Source organism: Mycobacterium sp. IDUB_28, from assembly GCF_055419285.1.
On the sequence record NZ_JBVAXK010000001.1, the window covers coordinates 829,286 to 845,333 of the forward strand.

14 protein-coding genes are annotated in these 16,048 nt (G+C 65.7%); 2 read left to right on the forward strand and 12 right to left on the reverse strand.

Features of this window, described 5'->3' with window-relative positions; translation table 11 throughout:
- From ACZYZ9_RS03780 to ACZYZ9_RS03805, 6 genes are all read right to left on the reverse strand, one after another.
- On the reverse strand, positions 1-1,443 hold the full coding sequence (locus tag ACZYZ9_RS03780; protein ID WP_463824839.1) for a vWA domain-containing protein: 1,443 nt from the start codon (positions 1,441-1,443) through the stop codon (positions 1-3).
- Positions 1,443-2,318, reverse strand: a complete 876-nt coding sequence (locus tag ACZYZ9_RS03785; RefSeq protein WP_463824840.1) for an AAA family ATPase — start codon at positions 2,316-2,318, stop codon at positions 1,443-1,445. The genes ACZYZ9_RS03780 and ACZYZ9_RS03785 overlap by 1 nt, the downstream gene beginning before the upstream one ends.
- Positions 2,319-2,334: 16 nt before the next feature.
- Entirely contained in the window at positions 2,335-3,594 is a 1,260-nt protein-coding gene (locus ACZYZ9_RS03790; RefSeq protein ID WP_463824841.1) for a glutamate-5-semialdehyde dehydrogenase, read from the reverse strand.
- Between the two features lie 101 nt (positions 3,595-3,695).
- Positions 3,696-5,102 (reverse strand): mechanosensitive ion channel domain-containing protein, encoded by a 1,407-nt coding sequence (locus ACZYZ9_RS03795; RefSeq protein ID WP_463824842.1) that lies wholly within the window; start codon positions 5,100-5,102, stop codon positions 3,696-3,698.
- Positions 5,099-7,282 (reverse strand): adenylate/guanylate cyclase domain-containing protein, encoded by a 2,184-nt coding sequence (locus tag ACZYZ9_RS03800; RefSeq protein ID WP_463824843.1) that lies wholly within the window; start codon positions 7,280-7,282, stop codon positions 5,099-5,101. Before ACZYZ9_RS03800 ends, ACZYZ9_RS03795 begins: the two co-directional genes overlap by 4 nt.
- Before the next feature lie 195 nt (positions 7,283-7,477).
- The gene (locus tag ACZYZ9_RS03805) at positions 7,478-9,520 is read right to left on the reverse strand and encodes an NAD(+) synthase (protein ID WP_463824844.1); all 2,043 of its coding nucleotides are present in this window, start codon (positions 9,518-9,520) and stop codon (positions 7,478-7,480) included.
- A gap of 139 nt (positions 9,521-9,659) precedes the next feature.
- Here ACZYZ9_RS03805 and ACZYZ9_RS03810 point away from each other — a divergent pair, with 139 nt between their 5' ends.
- Positions 9,660-10,493 (forward strand): NAD-dependent protein deacetylase, encoded by an 834-nt coding sequence (locus tag ACZYZ9_RS03810; protein WP_463824845.1) that lies wholly within the window; start codon positions 9,660-9,662, stop codon positions 10,491-10,493.
- Here the strand turns inward: ACZYZ9_RS03810 and ACZYZ9_RS03815 are convergent.
- Positions 10,477-10,641 carry a hypothetical protein gene (locus tag ACZYZ9_RS03815; protein WP_463824846.1) on the reverse strand — a complete coding sequence of 55 codons (165 nt, stop codon included), beginning with the start codon at positions 10,639-10,641 and terminating at the stop codon, positions 10,477-10,479. The genes ACZYZ9_RS03810 and ACZYZ9_RS03815 overlap by 17 nt on opposite strands.
- Positions 10,642-10,846: 205 nt before the next feature.
- Positions 10,847-12,109 (reverse strand): cytochrome P450, encoded by a 1,263-nt coding sequence (locus ACZYZ9_RS03820; RefSeq protein ID WP_463824847.1) that lies wholly within the window; start codon positions 12,107-12,109, stop codon positions 10,847-10,849.
- 82 nt (positions 12,110-12,191) lie between these two features.
- Between ACZYZ9_RS03820 and ACZYZ9_RS03825 the strand changes: the two genes are divergently transcribed.
- Complete coding sequence (locus ACZYZ9_RS03825; RefSeq protein WP_463824848.1) at positions 12,192-12,836, forward strand: TetR/AcrR family transcriptional regulator; 645 nt, start codon at positions 12,192-12,194, stop codon at positions 12,834-12,836.
- Position 12,837: 1 nt separating this feature from the next.
- Here ACZYZ9_RS03825 and proB read toward each other — a convergent pair whose 3' ends face one another.
- Genes proB through rplU form a run of 4 tightly spaced genes read right to left on the reverse strand, consistent with a single transcriptional unit; the run spans position 12,838 to position 16,027 of the window.
- Positions 12,838-13,956 (reverse strand): glutamate 5-kinase, encoded by a 1,119-nt coding sequence (proB, locus tag ACZYZ9_RS03830; protein ID WP_463824849.1) that lies wholly within the window; start codon positions 13,954-13,956, stop codon positions 12,838-12,840.
- Positions 13,953-15,389 carry a GTPase ObgE gene (gene obgE / locus ACZYZ9_RS03835; protein ID WP_463824850.1) on the reverse strand — a complete coding sequence of 479 codons (1,437 nt, stop codon included), beginning with the start codon at positions 15,387-15,389 and terminating at the stop codon, positions 13,953-13,955. Before obgE ends, proB begins: the two co-directional genes overlap by 4 nt.
- Positions 15,390-15,441: 52 nt before the next feature.
- On the reverse strand, positions 15,442-15,702 hold the full coding sequence (rpmA, locus tag ACZYZ9_RS03840; protein WP_463824851.1) for a 50S ribosomal protein L27: 261 nt from the start codon (positions 15,700-15,702) through the stop codon (positions 15,442-15,444).
- 13 nt (positions 15,703-15,715) lie between these two features.
- Complete coding sequence (rplU, locus tag ACZYZ9_RS03845; protein WP_463824852.1) at positions 15,716-16,027, reverse strand: 50S ribosomal protein L21; 312 nt, start codon at positions 16,025-16,027, stop codon at positions 15,716-15,718.
- Between the last annotated feature and the right edge of the window lie 21 nt (positions 16,028-16,048).

Genomic DNA, 16,048 nt, shown 5'->3' on the forward strand with positions numbered 1-16,048 from the left:
TCAGACGGGCAGCAACTGGTCGATCACGGCTGCCAGCTGCTTGGCCGACCGGCATTCGTGCATGGTGATCACGTCCTGGTAGCGCGGTACGGCCGAATCACCGCTGCCCCAGAGGTGTTTGGGCTCCGGGTTGAGCCAGTGCGCATGCCGGGCGGCGGTGACCATGTCGTCGAGCACGTCCACCGCCGGGTTGCGGTAGTTGGTGCGGCCGTCGCCGAGGATCAACAACGAACTGCGCGGCGACAGCACATTCGGGTTGCCCTGCATGAATGTGACGAATGCATTGCCGTAGTCGGAGTGCCCGTCGCGGGCATACACACCCGCCTCGCGGGTGATCCGCTGAATAGCCACCGCCAGATCGGCCTCCGGACCGAACATGTGCGTCACCTCGTCGGTGGTATCGATGAAGGCGAACACCCGGACGCGGGAAAACTGCTGTCGCAGCGCATGAACCAACAACAACGTGAAATGACTGAACCCGGCGACCGACCCGGACACGTCGCACAACACCACCAGTTCCGGGCGCGCTGGACGGGGCTTCTTGAGCACCACGTCGATCGGCACGCCGCCGGTGGACATCGACTTGCGCAGCGTCTTGCGCAGGTCGATCGATCCCGCGCGGGAGCGACGCCGCCGCACAGCCAGCCGGGTCGCCAGGGTGCGCGCGAGCGGCGCGACCACGCGGCGCATCTGGCGCAGCTGGTCACCCGACGCGCGCAGGAACTCGACGTTCTCGGAAAGCTGCGGAATGCCGTACATCTGCACATGCTCCCGGCCCAGTTGCTCGGCGGTCCGACGCTTGGTCTCCGCGTCGACCATCTTGCGCAACTGCGTGATACGCTGCGCAGCAAGCGCTTTGGCGATCTGTTCCTGACTCGGGGTGGGCTCGTCGCCGTAGGGGGCGAGCAACCCGGCCAGCAGCTTGCCCTCCAACTCGTCCAGCGCCATCGCCTTGAGCGCCTGGTAGGAGGAAAACGACGGGCCGCGGCTGGAATTGTATTTGCCGTAGGCCTCCACGATGCTTGCGATCATCTGCACCAGCCGCTGGTCCATGTCGGCGAGTTCAGGGTGCTCGGTGAGCAGGTCCAGCAGCAACTGGCGCATTGCCTCGACATCGTCGGGCGGCAGCGCGTCCGGGTCTTCGGACCCGTCACCTTCAGTGACCACGGCGCGGGCGCCCAGCGCGGCGGGAAACCACAGATCGAACATGGCGTCGTAGGTCTCCCGATGCTCCGGTCGGCGCAACACCGCACACGCCAACCCTTCGCGCAGCACCTCACGGTCACCCAACCCCAGCGTGGCCATCACCCGTCCGGCGTCCACCGTCTCCGACGGGCCCACCGAAATCCCGCTGCCGCGAAGCGCTTCCACGAACCCGACCAAGTGTCCGGGCAACCCGTGTGGGGCGAGTGGCCGGCTGGGCCGGATGCGTCGGGTAGCCATCAGTTGAGCCTTAGTTCTCCGGCCGCGCGCTGCTGGTCGGACTGGTGTTTGAGTACCACCCCGAGGGTGGCGGCGACGACCGCGTCGTCGATGGTGTCCATCCCCAGCGCCAGCAGCGTGCGGCCCCAGTCGATGGTCTCGGCTATCGACGGCACCTTCTTGAGCTGCATCCCGCGCATCACCCCGATGATGCGCACCAGTTCCTCGGCGAGGTGTTGCGGCAGTTCGGGCACCCGGGACAGCAGGATCCGACGTTCCAGCTCCGGGGTCGGAAAGTCGATGTGCAGGAACAGACAACGACGTTTGAGGGCCTCGGACAGTTCGCGGGTGGCGTTGGAGGTCAGCACCACCAACGGTGTTCGCGTCGCGGTGATGGTGCCGAGTTCGGGGACGGTCACCGCGAAGTCTGAAAGCACCTCCAGCAGCAGACCTTCGATCTCGATGTCCGCCTTGTCGGTTTCGTCGATCAGCAACACCGTGGGTTCGGTACGGCGGATCGCCGTCAGCAACGGCCGTTGCAGCAGGAACTCCTCGCTGAACACGTCGTCCTTGGTGGCCTGCCAGTCACCCGAGCCGGCCTGGATTCGCAGAATCTGCTTGGCGTGGTTCCACTCGTACAGCGCGCGGGCCTCGTCGACGCCCTCGTAGCACTGCAGACGGACCAGACCGGAGTCGGTCGCCTGCGCAATCGCCCGCGCCAGTTCGGTCTTGCCGACCCCGGCCGGGCCCTCCACCAACAACGGCTTGCCGAGCCGGTCGGCCAGGAAAACCGCAGTGGCAGTAGCGGTGTCGGGCAGGTAACCGGTCTCGGCCAGCCGGCGCGAGACGTCGGCGATGTCGGCGAACAGCGGCACGGGCCGCGCGGGCACGCTCATCTATGACTCCTAGGGTTCAGGCCGGACGGGTGTGGCCGTCACCCCACACAATCCACTTGGTCGAGGTCAGCTCCGGCAACCCCATCGGGCCGCGGGCGTGCAGCTTCTGGGTGGAGATGCCGATCTCGGCGCCGAACCCGAACTGCTCACCGTCGGTGAACGCGGTCGACGCGTTCACCATCACCGCCGCGGCGTCCACCTGCTCGGTAAAACGTTGCGCGGCAGCAAGATCGGTGGTCACGATGGCTTCGGTGTGCCCGGTGCCGAACTCGTTGATGTGCGCGATGGCACCCTCGACACCGTCGACCACGGCCACCGCGATGTCCATCGCGAGATATTCCCGACGCAGGTCCTCCTCGCCGGCGTCGAGATGCACGGTGACGCCGGCGTCCTGCAGGACACTGAGCAGCCGCGGCATCGCCTGCCCGGCGATCGCGGCGTCGACCAGTAAGGTCTCCGCGGCGTTGCAGACACTGGGCCGGCGCGTCTTGGAGTTCAACAGGATTCGCTCGGCGACGTCGAGGTCGGCGGCGTGGTGGACGTAGACGTGACAGTTGCCGACGCCGGTCTCGATGGTGGGAACCTGCGCGTCCCGCACCACCGCTTCGATGAGTCCGGCGCCGCCGCGCGGGATGGCCACGTCCACCAGGCCGCGCGCCTGGATGAGGTGCGTGACGGTGGCCCGGTCGGCCGAGGACAGCAGCTGGACAGCGTCGGCCGGCAGGCCCTGGCCGACCAGCGCGCGACGCAGCACCGTGACCAGGGCCTCGTTGGATCGCGCGGCTGAGGAGCTGCCGCGCAGCAGGGCCGCGTTGCCGGACTTCAGGGTGAGACCGAACGCGTCGACCGTGACGTTGGGGCGGCCCTCGTAGATCATCCCGACCACGCCGAGCGGAACCCGCTGCTGGCGCAGCTGCAAACCATTGGGCAGGGTGGACCCGCGCAGCACCTCGCCGACCGGGTCGGGCAGTCCCGCGACCTGACGCAGACCGGCGGCAATGCCGTCGATCCGCTGCGGACTCAATGCCAGCCGGTCGAGCATCGCGGCCGGAGTGCCGGCTCGCCCGGCGACGTCCAGGTCCTCGGCATTGGCGGCGAGGATCGCCTCGACGTCGGCCAGGATCTCGTCCGCCGCAGCGTGCAACGCGCGGTCTTTGACCACCGTGGGCGTTGCGGCCAGAACGCGGGCAGCCACCCGGGCGCGTCGGGCGGCATCGTGCACCTCCAGGCGCAGATCGGGTGCCGGCACGCTGCGGGCGTGGGCTTGCACACTCATTAGCCCAGGGTATCGGGCTTAATGCCACTCAGTCGGGCTGGGTCAGCCGGACTTCTGCTTCGACCACCGTTACAGGGTGCTGAGGTCGGGCCCCTGGAGGGTCAGCTGACCCTCTCCCGCCGGGAGATGCGCCGCGCGGTACTTTGCCGTTCCTCGATGATTCGGCCCAGGTCCTGGAGCAGCATCGGCTTGTTCATCACGATCTTTTCCAGGTGTTCGCGGTCGATCTCCAGCGCGGTCACTTCGTCGAGCGCATACGCACCCGCCACGTTGGGTTGCCGAGTCAGCGCGGTGACACCGATGAAAGAACCTTCATCCAGAGTCGAGACCGGCACCATCACGCCGTCCTCGTCGGTCACGGTCAGTCGCACTCTGCCGGCGATGAGGAAGGTCATCGCAGTGGGCACCGCTCCCGGGTACTGCACGACCTCGTCCGCGCCGTACCGCACGATTCTGGCGTACGGGGCGAGGAACTGCTGGTCGGTCAGGGTGAGCCGCAGCTCGCTCGCCACCACGGTGCGCAGGGCTTCCATGACCCGGGCGGGCGTCGAGAAATCATCCTCGGCGCCGTCGAGGTGCAGTTGCTGCCGCCGCGCGGTGTACCAGATCCAGCGCAGGAAGGTCGACTGCGTGGCTCCTTCGTCGGCCGGTGAGGTGACCATGAGCGTGGTGCGGTATCCGCCGCCGCCCAGGGCGATCGAGGCCGGAACGGTACCGGCCTGGATGAGCGGCAGCCCGCTGGCGACCGTCGACAGCATGGCGCACACCTGGTCCGGCGGGTCCGTGGTGGCGAAGGTGGTGGTGATCGAGCACTTGTGCGGGCCCGCCGGGCGGCTGAGGTTGGTGAACGCCGTGCTGGCCAGCATCGAGTTCGGCATGATCCGCAGTCCGCTGCCGGTCTGAATGTGTACGGCCCGCCAGTTCACTTCGATGACGCGTCCCCGCGCCGTCTGGGTGTCCAACCAGTCGTTGATCCGGAACGGCTGTTCGAACAGCATGAACAAACCCGACACGATCTGGCCGACGGAGTTCTGCAGCATCAACCCGATGACCACCGACGTGATGCCCAGGGCGGTGAAAACGCCGCCGACGCGGACGCCCCAGATGTAGGACAGGATCACGGCCAGGCCGAGCCCGATCAGCGCGAAGCGAGCGACGTCGAGGAAGATCGCCGGAACCCGCTTGCGCCAACTCTCTTCGGGCGCACCTTCGAACACGGTTGCATTGAGCCCGGATAGCAACAGCACCAGGACCAGGAACCCGAACAGCGTGGTGAGTAAGCGAACCGGGGCGTCGCCGGCCGGAATCTGGGAAGTCTTGACCAGCAGCAGCAACAGCGCACCGAGCGGCAGCAGCCAGTTGCGCACCATGCTGACCTGCCGAGTGAGCCGACTCCGTCGGCGAACGAGCGAGTGTTGCAGTTCGGTGAGCAGGATCAACCCGAGCGGAAAGCCGATCGCCACCGCAAGTGCCCAGTAGAACCACGAAGAATGCAGCGGATTCGTCATTGTCGCTCGATCAGCCGGTAGATCGTCTGTTCGGTACCGCCAACCAGGATGGTGCCGGCCGGTGTGAACTTACGGGTGTCACGCATCGCCTCGTACACCTGTGCCGCCACATAGATGCCGGGTTGCGGTGCGCCGCTGTGCATCTGGTATGCGAGGCTCACCGCCGCGCCCCACATGTCGTAGACGAGTCCGGACTGGCCAACCAGTCCGCTGACGACGTTTCCCGTGTTGATGCCGACGCGCAGGCCCAGCACGTGCCGACTCTTGCTGTTGAAACGCTCGATGACCCGCCGCATTTCGAGCGCGAATTCGATGCTGCGGTGGATGCTGTCGAGCCGCGGTGTGATGACGCCGCAGCTGGCGAGATAACCGTTGTGAAAGGTTCGAATCCGTTCGACGCCGCGGGCTTCGGCCGCCGCATCGAACTGACGGAACAGATCGTCGACGACTTCGACCAGTTCCTGTCCGGTCAGGTCGTTGGAGATCTCGTCGACCCCGACGATGTCGGCGAAGATAATGGCAACGTCCTGATGCATTTGCGCGACGGTGGCCTCCCCCTCGCGATAGCGCTGGACGACGGACTCCGGCATCAATGCCAGCAGTAGCCGGTCGTTTTCTCGGCGTTGCTCGTTGAGAAGCTCTTCCTTGATCGCAAGATTGCGACTCATTTCATTGAAAGCATTGGTGAGATCTCCGATTTCGTCACGCGACGTGATCGGGATCGTGACCTCGTAGTCACCGGAACTGATTTTCTGGGTGCCCAGCTCCAACCGCCGCAACGGGCGAACAGCGGCCTGCGCAATGAGCATCGAAGCCACACTGATCACAAAGATCATCGCCGTGACCGCGACCGCCAGCGTCTTGCTGAACCGTCCCAACCGCGCGAAGGCGTCCGAATCATCCCGGGTTGCCAGGATCGCCCAGTGCAGGTCGGAGTTCGGAATGTCCAACGGCGCATAGGCTTCCAGCTCTTGGTTGCCGGTGTAGTCGGTGCCGCGCATGACGCCGGTCTCGCCGCGCAGCGCGGCCTGCACGCCGGCACTCTTGACCGGCTGCACCAGCGTGGTGCCGCCCAGTTTCATCGCCCGGTCCGGGATTTCGGACGACGTGCCGGTGGCGATCACCTGATGCCGGTACTCTTTGGGATCTTCCAGGAAAAGCCGCGAATCCGAACGCATCAGGCCATCGGGACCGGTCAGGTACGTCTCGGTCGCCGCACCCATCCCGGCGGCTTGCCAATGCTTGTCGGCGGTCATGATCTTGTTGATCTTGGCGATCGGCAACGGCAACGCCATCACGCCGTCGATCTTGCCGTCGATGCCGATGGGTGAGACCGCCCACGCGGTCGGAGCGCCCAGCGCGGGCTGGTAGGGCTGGAAGTCGGTGATCCAGACGTACTCGACATCGTTGGACCGCAACGCTTTCCGGTACGCATCACGCAGATTGGATTCCCGATAGGGCCCGGTCAGGATATTGGTGCCGAGGTCCGGCCCCTTGCGGACCGAGTACACGACATTGCCGTCCAGGTCGAACAACAGCGCATCCCGGTAGTCGAACCGGTTGACGATGTCACGCATGTAAAAGTCGTAGCGCGCGTTGGCCGCCGACCAGGCGCTGCCGTCGCCGGCATCCAGCACCGGCTCCGAGTTGGGGCGCACCGCGGCGGTGTAGTTGGCCTGCAGGTACTTCTGGGAGTTGGTATTCGGCAGGACTGCGTTGAGATCGATCTCCTCCCCGGTCACCTGCTTGACGGGCTTGATCATCTGGTTGTCGTAATAGCTCGTGATCGCCTGCTGCTGGGCGGGGTTGATCGTCGCGGTAGCCAGTTGACTGAACCCCGCGGTGAGCGCCAGCACAGCCTGGTTGACGCTGAATCCGCCGCTGTAGACGTCCAGAGAGTTGGCCACTTCCGAGAACAGCGCGTCGATCTGGCGCTTCTGGGATTCGCGCAACTCGATGAGCCGCTCGGACTCGACTTCCCGCAACGCACTGCGGCCGGAGAGAGCACCGATGAGGCCGATCACCGCCACCGACAGGATGCTCGAGAGTAGTAGGGCGACAAGTATTTTAGACTGGATACTTACCCGGGAGCGGATGCGAGACAGGAACCCGGTGGCGCGCTTCTTACCCGGAGCACTCTCAATCTCCGGTGCTGCCTCTGTTGGCTCAGCCGACGTCAATCGGCTTCCCTTCTGCCGCCGGTTCGTTACGGGTCTCCGATCTTGGTGCACACTAGTTCGCGGGCTGCCGCTAGCGGGACTCCGCGCAGAAGTGAGGCCTTGCTGTGTCCGCGCCTTCACCGAAAGGTGATGCGGAGTCGGCCTGTGATTTACCCGCGGTGCTCGTGTGGTGGTGACGTCAGGAGTGCGGGAAGCTCAGTCTTCGGGGATCTCTCGCTCGATCTCGTCGAGCCAGATCCGTGCCGACATGTCCGACGGCGCACGCCAATCCCCGCGCGGCGAGAGTGACCCGCCGTGAGACACCTTGGGGCCATTGGGCAATGCAGAGCGCTTGAATTGGCTGAACGAGTAGAACCGCTTCGCGAAAACCTCAAGCCAGTGCCTGATTTCGCTCAACGAATAGGAGGGGCGATTCTGCTCGGGAAATCCGGGCGGCCATTCGCCTTGGTCGGGATCGTGCCAGGCATGCCAGGCCAGGAAGGCGATCTTGGAAGGCCGGAATCCGTACCGCAGTACTTGGAAGAGCGAAAAATCCTGCAGTGCATACGGTCCGACCTTCTCCTCGCTGCTCTGCAGGTCTTCCTCCTCGCCGGCAGGCACCAGTTCCGGGGTGATCTTGGTGTCGACGACCGACTGCAGCACATCGGACACCTCCTGCTCGAACTGCTCGGACGAGATGACCCACCGGATCAGGTGCTGAATGAGCGTCTTGGGTACACCGCCGTTGACGTTGTAGTGCGACATCTGATCGCCGACGCCATACGTCGACCACCCCAGTGCCAGCTCCGAAAGGTCGCCGGTGCCAAGGACTATGCCGCCGCGCTGGTTGGCCAAGCGGAACAGATAATCGGTGCGCAGTCCCGCTTGCACGTTCTCGAAGGTGACGTCGTAGACCTTCTCGCCGCGGGCGAACGGGTGGCCGATCTCCTCGAACATGCGGTTGGCGGTTTCGCGGATGTCGATCTCCTCGAAGGTGATTCCCAACGCTTCACCGAGTTTGATCGCGTTGTTCTTGGTGTGATCGCCGGTGGCGAAGCCGGGCAAGGTGAATCCCAGGATGTCGCTGCGGGGACGCTCCTCCCGATCCATCGCCTTGGCCGCGACGATCAGGGCGTGGGTGGAATCCAAACCTCCGGACACACCGATGACGAGCTTCGGATAATCCAGTGCGCGTAGCCGCTGCTCGAGGCCAGACACCTGGATGTTGTAGGCCTCATAGCAATCCTGTTCCAGCCGTTCACGATTGGCCGGGACGAAGGGAAACCGCTCGATGTTGCGCAGCAAGCCGATGTCGCCGTCGGGTGGGTCGAGCCGGAAGTCGATGCGACGGAACGAGTCGGCGGTCGCCCGGTGGTGGCGACGGTTGTCGTCGAAGGTGCCCATCCGTAGCCGCTCGGAGCGCAGCAACTCCAGGTCGACGTCGGCGACCGACCGGCGCGGCCCCTTGGGAAAGCGCTCCGAACACGCAAGCTCGGTGCCGTTCTCCCAGATCATCGTCTGACCGTCCCAAGCCAGGTCCGTTGTCGACTCGCCCTCCCCCGCCGCGGCATAGAGGTACGCGGCCAGGCACCGCGCCGATGCGGACCGCGCCAACAGGCAACGGTCCTCAGCACGCCCGATGGTGATCGGACTGCCGGAAAGATTGGCCAGCACCGTCGCGCCCGCCAGCGCCGCCTCAGCGCTGGGGGGGACCGGAACGAACATGTCCTCACAGACTTCGACGTGCAGCACGAGGCCTGGCACATCAGAGGCGGCGAACAGCAGATCGGCACCGAACGGGGCTTCGACGTCCCTGAATCGGATCGTGCCCCGCTCACTGTCCCCGGGCGCGATCTGCCGATGCTCGTAGAACTCCCGATAGGTCGGCAGATAGGACTTGGGCACCACCCCGAGCACCGCGCCGCGGTGAATGACGACAGCGGTGTTGTAGATGCGGTGCAGTCGCCGCAGCGGCGCGCCGACGACCAGCACGGGCAGTAGGTCCGCGGACGCCGCAATGATGTCGAGCAACGCTTCCTCGACTGCGTTCAGCAGGGCATCTTGCAGCAGGATGTCCTCGATCGAATATCCCGTCAGCGTCAGCTCCGGAAAGATCGCCAGCCCGACACCCTCCTCATGACTGGCGCGCGCCAACTCCAGTACTGACTTGGCGTTAGCTGCCGGGTCGGCAATTGTGGTCTGGTGCGTGCATGCGGCGACGCGCACGAACCCGTGCTGATATGCGGAATAGAAGCTCATCGCCCCTCATTGTCACGTGGCCCACTACTACGCCCGATGTTGCCCCCGCAGAGTTCGGGCAAACATCCGAACCGCGAAGGGCTGCTCGAGCCGTGGTCGCCGGCTCGGCGGGACCCCGCAGCGTTCTATCCTCGAAGGGGTGGAATCCCCCGAACTGGTCGCGCTGCTGAGCGGTCGGCGCGTGGCGGTACTCACCGGCGCGGGGCTGTCCACCGATTCCGGCATCCCCGACTATCGGGGTCCGGAGTCGCCGCCCAGCAATCCCATGACGATCCGCCAGTTCACCTCCGACCCCGCGTTCCGGCAGCGGTACTGGGCGCGCAACCACGTCGGCTGGCGACACATGGACGACACCCGGCCCAATGCCGGGCATCGGGCGCTGGCCGCGTTGGAGCAGGCGGGCGCGGTGACCGGGCTGATCACCCAGAACGTCGACCTGCTGCACACCAAGGCCGGCAGCCGGCACGTCATCAATCTGCACGGCACCTATGCGCAGGTGGCCTGTCTGGACTGCAGCTTCACCATGAGCCGCGAGGCGCTGGCGGACGAACTCGAAGCGCTCAACCCGGGCTTCACCGAACGTGCCGAAGCCGTCGGTGGGTTGGCGGTGGCTCCGGACGCCGACGCCGTCGTCGAAGAGACCGACTCGTTCCGCTACCTGAACTGTCCGCGGTGCGGCGGCATGCTCAAACCCGACATCGTGTATTTCGGTGAGAGCGTACCGAAAGACCGCGTCGCTCAATCCTATTCACTTGTCGATCAGGCTGATGCCCTGTTGGTAGCAGGTTCGTCGCTGACGGTGTTCTCCGGGTACCGATTTGTGCGCCACGCCGCCGCCACCGGCACGCCGGTGGCGATCGTCAATCGGGGTCGCACCCGGGGTGACGACATGGCTGACGTCAAGGTCGACGGGGGCTGTTCGGAGATGTTGAGCTTGTTAGTCACCGAACTGAGCGTCAACGCGCCCTTCTGACCTCGGCGACGAACTGGCGGCCCTGGTTGTCGATCACCTGCCAGGAGTAGGGACCGATGACTCGCGGATAACCCAGGTTGTGAACGGCCATCCGGGCGTCGTGCTCGTACCGGATGTTGTCGACGCGCAGTCCGTTCGATGTTGTCAATGCCCACATGGTCTTCTCCGAATCTCTGGCATGTGCGACCGGTCAGGGTGACCAACTCGCTGATGTGACGAGCTTCTCGGAAGCGACTGTGCGGATTCTCAACAGATTCTTGGCGACGACCAGACCGGCGACAGCGCCGTGGTCGGACGGGTCAGGAGCACAGCCCTACAAGCGTGCGCGACTGTACTCCTGTTGCGCCGAGCTGTCAGAAAGTGCAGGGCATGCGCCGGATGGCGTGAATGAAATTGCCGACGACGTAAGACGGTTCGCCGGCCTGAATTTCCGGCACCTGGCGCAGTAGTTCGCCGAACAGGGCACGCAGCTGTGCTCGCGCCACGTGCGCGCCGAGGCAGAAGTGCACGCCACCACCGCCGAAGCCCACATGCGGATTGGGATTGCGGCCCAGGTCCAACCGTTCGGGATGGTCGAAGGCGTCGCGGTCCCAGTTTCCCGAGGCGTAGAACATGGCGACCTTCTCCCCGGCCCGGATGGTCTGACCACCGAGTTCGTAATCCTTTGCCGCAGTACGGCGAAAGGTCATCACCGGGGTGGCCCACCGGATGAACTCCTCGACCGCTGTGCCGATGCGGTTGTCGAAATCACTGGAAAGCCAATCTTTTTGGTCGGGAAAGTCGGTGAGCGCCTTCAATGCGTGACTGGCGGTCTGGCGGGTGGTGTCGTTGCCGGCCACGGCGAGCAGGACGAAGAAGGCGGCCACCTCCGCGTCGGTCAGGCGATCACCGTCCACTTCGGCGGTCACCAGGCTGCTGAACAGATCGTCTCCTGGCTGTTCGCGGCGCTGCGCGGCCAGCGCTCCGGCCACCTGGTGCAGGTACAGCTGATTCTGGAACAGCAACTCGAGCGGGTTGCGACCGTCGAGGAATTCGGGATCAGCCCAGGAGACCACGGCGTCGGCCGCGCTTGCCACCTGGTGGCGCTCGGATTCCGGGATGCCCATCATGTCCGACAGGGTGCGGATTGGCAGTTCTTTGGCGCAGATGTCGACGAAGTCGGCGCCGCTGCCGGCGGCCCGCAGTTCCTCGACGATGACCTTGGCGTTGTGCTTGATCGAATCTTCGATACGCCGGACCTGTCGGGGGGTGAACGCCGCGCTGGCCAGCTTGCGAAGTTTGGTGTGCCGCGGCGGGTCCATCGCCAGGAAGGACTGCGACGCCTCCAGCAACTCTTCGGGGATGTCGGCGAACATGACGCCCTTGCCGGACAGGAACACCTCATTGGTGCGACTGACCTCGACGATGTCCGCACGGCGGGTCACCGCCCAGTAGCCGGGATCGGCCGGATTGTCGATCAGGTCGCCTTCTACCGGCGGCTGCCAGCTGACCGGCCGCTCGGCTCGCAATGTGGCGAAAGATCGTTCCCGGTCGGCGGCCGTCGTCGACCAAAAAGCCTTGGAGGACAGGTCGATCGCATCATAAGGGCGGGTGGCGGGCTGCACAGATGTGCTCATGAATGCGTCCTTCCGTTGATTCGACGATATGCTTAGACACTTCGTCTAGTCAAGACGTCCATGGGTCGGTTATGCTCGTCGAATGCCGGCCGTGACACGCAAATCCCAGGGCAATCGCCAGCAGGAGCGTGAGCAGCGGCAAGAGCAGATGGAACGCCGGCTGTTGGAGGCCACCGAACGGCTGATGCGCGACGGCACCAGCTTCACCGAACTCAGCGTCGATCGCCTGGCCACCGAGGCCGGCATCTCGCGGGCCAGCTTCTACATCTACTTCGAAGACAAGGGCCACCTGTTGCGCCGCCTCGCCAATCAGGTACTCGACGACCTGACTACCAGTGGAGAGCGCTGGTGGGACGTGGCCTGGCGGCATAATCCCGATGACGCCCGGGTGGCAATGGCCAGCATCATCGCCAATTTCCGTCGTCACCAACCAGTTCTGGTGGCGCTCAACGAAGTCTCCGGTTACGACCCCACGACCGCGCAGGCCTACCGCGACCTGCTGAACAACGTCAGCGGGCGCTTGACGCGGGTCATCGAAGAAGGCCAGGCCGACGGGTCGATCCGTCCGCAGCTGCATGCGGTGACCACCGCCAGCGCATTGACCTGGATGGTCGAGCGGGCCTGCCACCAGAACCTGCCGGTCCAGCCGTCGGAGTACGACACCCAGCTGGCCGCGACCCTGACTGAAATAGTCTGGGGCTCACTGTATCTACAGCCTGCGCAGTGACCTACTGAAGTTGTTGCACGACTACCAGATCGTCGGCGTGTACCGCCGGACGGCGTAATTCACCGGGTAGGTCCGAGGTGGAACGGCCGATCATGCCGGCCAGTTCACCCGCGTCGTACGCGACCACACCCCGGGCCACCACCACCCCTTCCGATCCGCACAATTCGACGACGTCGCCGCCGAAGAACTTGCCCGAAACCCCGGTGATGCCGGCAGGCAGCAACGAACGCCGTTGCGTCACAACGGCGCGCACCGCGCCGTCGTCCAGGACCAGTGACCCGGTGGACTCGGCGGCATACCGCACCCAGAATCGTCGCGCCGACATCCGTTCGGCGCGCGGCGCAAACACCGTGCCCACCGACGCGTCGGTGAGCGCCTGAGCGACTTCGGCTGCCGGAGCAAGCAACACCGGCAACCCGGCGTCGGCGGCCAGCAGCGCCGACGACATCTTCGATGCCATGCCGCCGGTGCCCAGATGACTGCTCTGCCCGGCGACCACTCCGGTCAGATCCTGCGGACCCCGCACCTCCGGAATGAACCTGGCAGTGGCGGACTTTCGCGGATCCGCATCGTAGAGCCCGTCGATGTCGGACAGCAGCACCAACGCGTCGGCACCCACCAGATGCGCCACCAGCGCCGAGAGCCGGTCGTTGTCGCCGAACCGGATCTCGTTGGTGGCCACCGTGTCGTTCTCGTTGACGATCGCGACCGCGTGCAGTGCCCGCAACCGGTCCAGGGTGCGCTGAGCGTTGTTGTGCTGCACCCGCATCGAGATATCGTGCGCGGTCAACAGCACCTGCCCCACGGTGCGGCCGTAGCGGGCAAAAGCGGCGCTCCAGGAGTTCACCAGGGCCACCTGCCCGACGCTGGCCGCGGCCTGTTTGGTCGCCAAATCCTTGGGCCGACGCGATAATCCGAGCGGCTCGATGCCTGCGGCGATGGCACCCGAGGACACGATGACGACGTCGGTGCCCGCCTTCATGCGGGTCTCGATGGCGTCGGCGAGGACCGCCAACCGGCCGGCGTCGAACATGCCGGTCTCGGTGGTCAGTGCGGTGGTGCCGACCTTGACGACGACACTGCGCGCCGTTCGGATGGCCTTGCGGTGCTCGCTGATCACGACTCGTGCTCGCGGCGTTGGCGCCGAGCGGCCTTTCGCTCCGCGGCGCCGACGCGATCATTGCGCTCCAGCCGGACATCGGTGCCCCGACCGGTCAGCGGAACCTGCACTCCCGCGGGAGTCTGCGGTTCCCAGTCGAACGTCATCTCACCGATCGTCACCGCGCAGCCGGGCCGCGCGCCCAGTCGCAGCAGTTCATCCTCGACGCCGAGGCGGGCCAGGCGGTCGGCGAGATAGCCGACGGCCTCGTCGTTGTCGAAGTTCGTCTGACCGATCCAGCGCTCGGGACGCGCACCGGTCACCACAAAGCCACCCGCGCCGTCGGGTTCGACGGTGAAACCGCTCTCATCGACAGGAACCGGACGGATCACCGGCCGGCGCGGCACCGGCGCCGGCCGCGCCGCATTGTATTCCGAGACCATCTTCCACAGCCCGAAGATCAACGGCTGCAAGCCTTCCCGCGTCGCCGTGGAGACCAGGAACACCGGCCAGCCGCGTTCGGCGATCTCGTCGAGGACGAACTCGGCCAACTCACGCGCCTCGGGAACGTCGATCTTGTTCAGCACCACCGCACGCGGACGCTCGGCCAGGTCACCGAGCACCGCATCGCCCTGCAGAGTGGGCGTGTACGCGGCGAGTTCGGCTTCCAGCGCATCGATGTCGGAGATCGGGTCGCGACCGGGATCTGCCGTCGCACAGTCCACTACGTGCACCAGCACCGCACAGCGCTCGATGTGCCGCAAGAAGTCCAGACCCAGGCCGCGGCCCTCCGAAGCGCCCGGAATCAAACCCGGCACGTCGGCGACGGTGAACGCATGCTCGCCGGCCGACACCACGCCCAGGTTGGGCACCAGCGTGGTGAACGGGTAGTCGGCGATCTTGGGTTTGGCCGCTGAGATCACCGATACCAGCGAAGACTTTCCGGCCGAGGGAAACCCGACCAACCCGACGTCGGCGACGGTCTTGAGCTCGAGGGTGAGATCCCGGGCCTGCCCGGGCTCACCGAGCAGTGCGAAGCCGGGCGCCTTGCGGGCACGCGAGGCCAGCGCGGCATTGCCCAGACCACCGCGGCCGCCGGCGGCGGCTTCGAACCGGGTGCCGATGCCCACCAGGTCGGCCAGCAGTCGGCCGTTCTCGTCCAACACCACGGTCCCGTCGGGAACCTTGACCTCCAGATCGGCACCCGCGGCGCCGTCGCGATTGTTGCCCGCCCCCTGCTTGCCGGACGGCGCGGTGACATGCGGTCGGAAATGGAAGTCCAGCAGGGTGTGCACCTGCGGGTCGACGACGAACACGATGCTGCCGCCGCGGCCGCCGTTGCCGCCGTCGGGCCCGCCCAGGGGCTTGAACTTCTCGCGGTGGACGGACGCGCAGCCGTTGCCGCCGGAACCCGCGCGTGCGTGAATGACCACCCGATCGACGAATCGAGCCATCGGGCTTCCCCTCAATAAGCCGGCGGGCGCACCCGCGGCACTCGGGCCCGGACTAGTCCGAGCTGGGCCCGACGATGCTGACGGTCTTGCGGCCGCCCTTGACGCCGAACTGGACCGCCCCGGCCGCCTTTGCGAACAGGGTGTCGTCACCGCCGCGCCCGACGTTGACGCCGGGGTGGAACTTGGTGCCGCGCTGGCGGATCAGAATTTCGCCGGCCTTGACGACCTGACCGCCGAACCGCTTGACGCCCAACCGCTGAGCTGCGGAATCCCGGCCGTTGCGTGAGCTGGAAGCGCCCTTCTTGTGTGCCATGTCTGCCGCCCTTTTACTTGATTCCGGTGACCTTGAGGACCGTCAGCTGCTGACGGTGTCCCTGACGCTTGTGGTAGCCGGTCTTGTTCTTGAACTTGTGGATCCGGATCTTGGGGCCCTTGGTGTGCTCGAGCACCTCGCCGGTGACGGCGACCTTCGCGAGCGCATCGGCGTCGGTGGTGACGTCGGCGCCGTCCACGACCAGGGCGACCGGCAGCGACACGTTCGAGCCCGGCTCGGATTCGATCTTCTCGACCTTGACGACGTCGCCGACGGCAACCTTGTACTGCTTACCGCCGGTCTTGACGACTGCGTAGGTAGCCATCGGTCTCACTCCTGCCTGTTC

Bases quoted from the DNA above. Each gene is read 5' to 3' on its own strand.
- ACZYZ9_RS03780 (WP_463824839.1), bottom strand. From the start codon at position 1,443: ATGGCTACCCGACGCATCCGGCCCAGCCGGCCACTCGCCCCACACGGG.
- ACZYZ9_RS03785 (WP_463824840.1), bottom strand. From the start codon at position 2,318: ATGAGCGTGCCCGCGCGGCCCGTGCCGCTGTTCGCCGACATCGCCGAC.
- ACZYZ9_RS03790 (WP_463824841.1), bottom strand. From the start codon at position 3,594: ATGAGTGTGCAAGCCCACGCCCGCAGCGTGCCGGCACCCGATCTGCGC.
- ACZYZ9_RS03795 (WP_463824842.1), bottom strand. From the start codon at position 5,102: ATGACGAATCCGCTGCATTCTTCGTGGTTCTACTGGGCACTTGCGGTG.
- ACZYZ9_RS03805 (WP_463824844.1), bottom strand. From the start codon at position 9,520: ATGAGCTTCTATTCCGCATATCAGCACGGGTTCGTGCGCGTCGCCGCA.
- ACZYZ9_RS03820 (WP_463824847.1), bottom strand. From the start codon at position 12,109: ATGAGCACATCTGTGCAGCCCGCCACCCGCCCTTATGATGCGATCGAC.
- ACZYZ9_RS03825 (WP_463824848.1), top strand. From the start codon at position 12,192: ATGCCGGCCGTGACACGCAAATCCCAGGGCAATCGCCAGCAGGAGCGT.
- obgE (WP_463824850.1), bottom strand. From the start codon at position 15,389: ATGGCTCGATTCGTCGATCGGGTGGTCATTCACGCACGCGCGGGTTCC.
- rpmA (WP_463824851.1), bottom strand. From the start codon at position 15,702: ATGGCACACAAGAAGGGCGCTTCCAGCTCACGCAACGGCCGGGATTCC.
- rplU (WP_463824852.1), bottom strand. From the start codon at position 16,027: ATGGCTACCTACGCAGTCGTCAAGACCGGCGGTAAGCAGTACAAGGTT.